This is a genomic window from bacterium, assembly GCA_021158245.1.
Taxonomy (GTDB): Bacteria; Zhuqueibacterota; QNDG01; order QNDG01; family QNDG01; genus QNDG01.
Genome location: JAGGVB010000170.1, coordinates 1 through 4,403, shown reverse-complemented (window position 1 = coordinate 4,403; position 4,403 = coordinate 1). Strand labels below are relative to the sequence as shown.

Genomic DNA, 4,403 nt, shown 5'->3' with positions numbered 1-4,403 from the left:
CAGATAAGACGGCACATCCATTCTCTTGTGTATGAGAACAGTTATTGAAGCGACATTGTCTTGACAATTCTGAAATTTCATCAAATGTATCATTAATGCCTGATTCTAATCCGATATTTCCCAGCTCCCGCATTCCCGGTGTATCTATGAGCATTACACCGTTTTTTAATATATTTAAATGGCGGCGCGCAGTCGTATGTCTCCCCTTTCCGTCTTTTTCTCTAATAGCCTGGGTCTCAAACTGTGCTTCGGTCAAAAGATTATTTAATAAACTGGTTTTTCCCACTCCTGATGAACCAAGTAAACAAAATGTTTCATCGGGAATCAATATTTCTTCTATCTCACTTAAACCGGAATTAGTGATATTGCTAAAAGCCATTATCTGAATGTCTGGCATCACTGTATGGATTTCGGATATCTTTTCTTCTACATCCATAGGAGATAACAGATCATTTTTGCTAAGTAATACTATTGGACGAATATTACTTTCATTTATCATTGCTAAATATCGTTCTAATCGCCTGAGGTTATAATTGTAATCAAGTGACTGGATAATAAATGCCGTATCGATGTTTGCTGCGATTAATTGAAATTCTATCTTTTTACCCGATGTTTTCCTTTTTAAGATTGTTTTTCTGGGAAAGATTTCACTAATTACGGCAAAAGAATCTTGATTAGAATATTTAGCATAGACCCAATCACCTACTGTGGGATAATCCAAAGGAGAATCAGCATCGAATTTAAATTTTCCGGTTACTTCCGCAAAAACATCTTTTTCTCCATTTCTAATAATATAACTATCCTTATTTACAGTGACAATTCTGGCTATTTGGTACTCAACTAATTTTTCAGGATCTATCTTTTCTTTAAACCAATGACTAAATCCTAATTTTTCTAATTTCATGCGATATTCTCCCGTTATCTAACAAAATTAATTGTGTTTGAATATATATTTTCCTTAAAAATCCAAGGCTACACGGTGGGGATATTGAACATAATGAAATAGCATATTCGCGGAGAGTTTTTTGTTTAGCTCATCTTACGAATACGCACCTCAATCTCCTGCTCACCTTTCAGCAATTCCACCAGTTTAGAAGTATCGGTATTACCGTAATGATACGGATAAAGGATTTTCGGTCTGAACAGTTTTGCGGCTTCCGTAACCATCTCCGGTGTCATGGTGTAGGGCAGATTCATAGGCAGAAAAGCCACATCAATCCCCTGTAGTATTTTCATCTCGGGAATATTCTCCGTATCACCAGCCACATAGACTCGTTTATCACCAAAAATTAAAATATATCCGTTTCCGACCCCCTCCGGATGGAAGGGTTGCCCATTATCACGCTTATGGATAATATTGTATGCTGGTATTGCCTCAATTTTTATTCCTTGAACGATTTGCATATCTCCATTCTTCATCACGATGCCGCCTGAAATCTTCCTGGCACAAGTTTCCGTAAGAACTAATTTGGTTTGATCAGTTCGTAATATTTTGATAGCTGATAAATCAAAATGGTCATCATGCTCGTGGGTTATTAAAATAATATCTGCTTTGGGAAATGTGGAGTAATCCGCCAGCCCACCATCAGGATCAACATGAATGACTTTTCCATTAAAGGTAAAGGTTAAGCTCGCGTGTCCAATAAAAGTAATCTTCAGATCACCGCCGGATGTGATAATATTATCTGTTTCAAAATGAGCCCGAGCATTGGCTACACCTGTAATATGTCCAAAAAGTATTAGGAATAAAATAAGTTTAAACATCTTTTTCCCTCCTTATTCATTTAATTAATATTTTTCTTATTAAGAATTATAAAATAGGTTTGCAAATAATCTCATTAATTCGTAGTGAAGTTACCTTGGCACTGGATGCTGCAGTAGCCGCAACTGCAAAATCTGCTCCACCTCCCGTTCCGGCAACCACAATCACTTTTTCACCCATTTTTATGCATCCGCCATCACAAGCCATCATGGTTATCTCAACACACACTTTCATTCCTTGTCCGATAACGCGAAGAATATTAGCCAAGGCCTTTGGTGTATTTGTACCGTATAAGTCGTTAGCAGAAAATAACATGGTTCCAAAGTGGACGATATGTTTCTTTTTATGTAATTCATTGACTAATGCTTCTGGAAATTGATTACCCTCATCCCTCAAACTGAATTGCCAGGGAACGACCACTAAATGGATATCCTTTCCACTAACAGCATCCAAGAATGCTTTGGCAGTGTACCCCCGGTTGAGGCCAGAACAATCCGGTTGATATCTCTTGATTTTGCCCTTTCCAGAACTAATTTTATCACTTCTGCTGTATTTTCTTTTCCTGCTTTTTCGAAATAAACAATCTTTTCTTCCATTTTTTTTCCTTTCATATTTATAATAAAAAACAATATCCTTTCACTCATGAAAATATTTTATTAAATAATAAAATATTTCTCATTAATTATTACCACACCAGCATAAAAATTTCAAGGATGGGTTGCTGCTGTTCGCCATAAGATATTAGCTTTTTAAAAAACATTCCCCTGACAAGCATTTAATAAAATATTCATTGCTCTTTTCTCTTTATCCGCTAATTCTACTAAGGGAGGGACAGGGGGACGTTTCGTTTGTCACATTTTAACAGCTCTCCCTATAATACTTCTTCCCATTCCTAATCCCCTACTTAGATCTCTGATGCTCGCACCAGTTTCCTGGTATATATCTTTAACTAACTTAACTCTATCGGCTAGAGGCATTTTATGTGACAAACGAAACGTCCCCCTGTCCCTTATTATTTTTTTCTGTTATGGGTTGCAACATCAAATACAACAGCAGCCACAAGCACAAGGGCCCTGACGATGTACTGATAGGATATATCGATACCCATAAGATTCATGCCATTCGTCAGTGACATCATAACCAATGCACCGATGATTGATCCTGTTACTTTACCAACGCCGCCGGATGCTGATACACCACCGACAAAAGCCGCTGCGATTGCATCCAATTCAAATAGGGTTCCCGCTGTCGTTGTGGCGGACTTAAAACGGGATGCGAATAATATGCCTGAAAAAGCCGCAAGCATACCCATCGAACCAAAAACCACATAGGTTATTTTCTTTACACTGATGCCGCTCAACTCAGCCGCCTCTGGATTTCCACCGACAGCATAAATATGTCTACCGAGCACTGTCCGCGACATAATGAAATTATAGACTAAAACCACAATCAATACGACCACAGCAGTCCATGATAGACCTCTATATCCTGCGAGTACCCAGGTGATACTCCCAATCAAAACCGATATGAATACCCATTTAATGATGAATAAATACATCGGCAATACTTCAATGTTGTAGGATCGCATCTTTCTGCGGTTGTTTATCGCTTTTATGATGAAAAATAGAATGACCAGAACTCCGAGGATAAGTGTTACTTTATGTATTCCGGGTAAGATCCCGATATTGGGGATGTCGGGAATATATCCGTTGCCTATGGCATTAAAAGTGTCATTCGGGATAACTATCGTGCCTTTGCTCATCGTTGTAAGCTGTAGTGCTCCTCTGTAACCTAACCACCCGGCAAGTGTTGCTACGAAAGCTGGAATTTTCATCTGTGCTACCAGGAAAGCGGTGAGAATTCCTGCTAGAATTCCGAGTACTACTACAATCGGTATGCTCGTATATACAGACAGGTGCCAGGATACCATAGCGGTTGCCGCTACCGCGCCGAGGAAGCCTGAAAGATAACCAACCGACAGATCTATATGCCGAATGATAATGACCAACGTCATACCAATCGCTAATACTGCTATATAGCCTGTCTGATTTATTAGATTGCCTATGTTTCTCGACGAAATAAAGACGCCTTCCGTCGTGATGGTGAAGAAGACCATGATAACCAATAAGGCAATATACATACCCCATTCACGAATATTCTCTCGCAATATTTTATTTATATCTTTAATGAACGACATTTTGGTCCTGCTTTTGCATATTATTTGACTCCTTATTCACTTTTTCGGCAAAATCATCACGTGCGCCGATTATGTAGGCCACCACGCGCTCGCGGAAATCGTCAATATCGCCGGTAACGGGAGTGTCACAGACCTTGCAACCGTGGCGCAGCACCATCATTCGGTCGCTAACCTGGTAGATATCTTCCAAGCGGTGACTGATTATGATAATCGAAGAGCCCTGTGCCTTGAGCTCCCGCACTAAATCGAGTACCTTACTAATGGCCGCCACGCTCAAAGCCGCCGTGGGCTCGTCCATAATGGTGACCTTGTTATCAAAAGCTGTCGCGCGAGCAATGGCCACCGCCTGACGCTGACCACCGGACAGCTTCTCCACTTTCGAACGCACGGAGGAGATGTCAATCTTGAGACGATCTAACAGACGTTGTGTCTCTTGCTCCATGT

General features: G+C 40.0%; 4 protein-coding genes and 1 pseudogene. All 5 read right to left on the bottom strand.

Features of this window, described 5'->3' with window-relative positions; all coding sequences use genetic code 11:
- Positions 1 to 904: ribosome small subunit-dependent GTPase A (gene rsgA / locus J7K93_08935; GenBank protein MCD6117125.1), on the bottom strand; the 904-nt coding region annotated here is incomplete at its 3' end.
- Positions 905 to 1,029: 125 nt separating this feature from the next.
- Complete coding sequence (locus tag J7K93_08930) at positions 1,030 to 1,764, bottom strand: MBL fold metallo-hydrolase (protein MCD6117124.1); 735 nt, start codon at positions 1,762 to 1,764, stop codon at positions 1,030 to 1,032.
- Between the two features lie 46 nt (positions 1,765 to 1,810).
- Positions 1,811 to 2,358 (bottom strand): annotated as a pseudogene (locus J7K93_08925) (hypothetical protein).
- 416 nt (positions 2,359 to 2,774) lie between these two features.
- Complete coding sequence (locus J7K93_08920; GenBank protein ID MCD6117123.1) at positions 2,775 to 3,959, bottom strand: sugar ABC transporter permease; 1,185 nt, start codon at positions 3,957 to 3,959, stop codon at positions 2,775 to 2,777.
- A partial coding sequence (locus J7K93_08915; protein MCD6117122.1) for a sugar ABC transporter ATP-binding protein occupies positions 3,946 to 4,403 on the bottom strand: 458 nt, incomplete at its 5' end. The genes J7K93_08920 and J7K93_08915, both read right to left, overlap by 14 nt.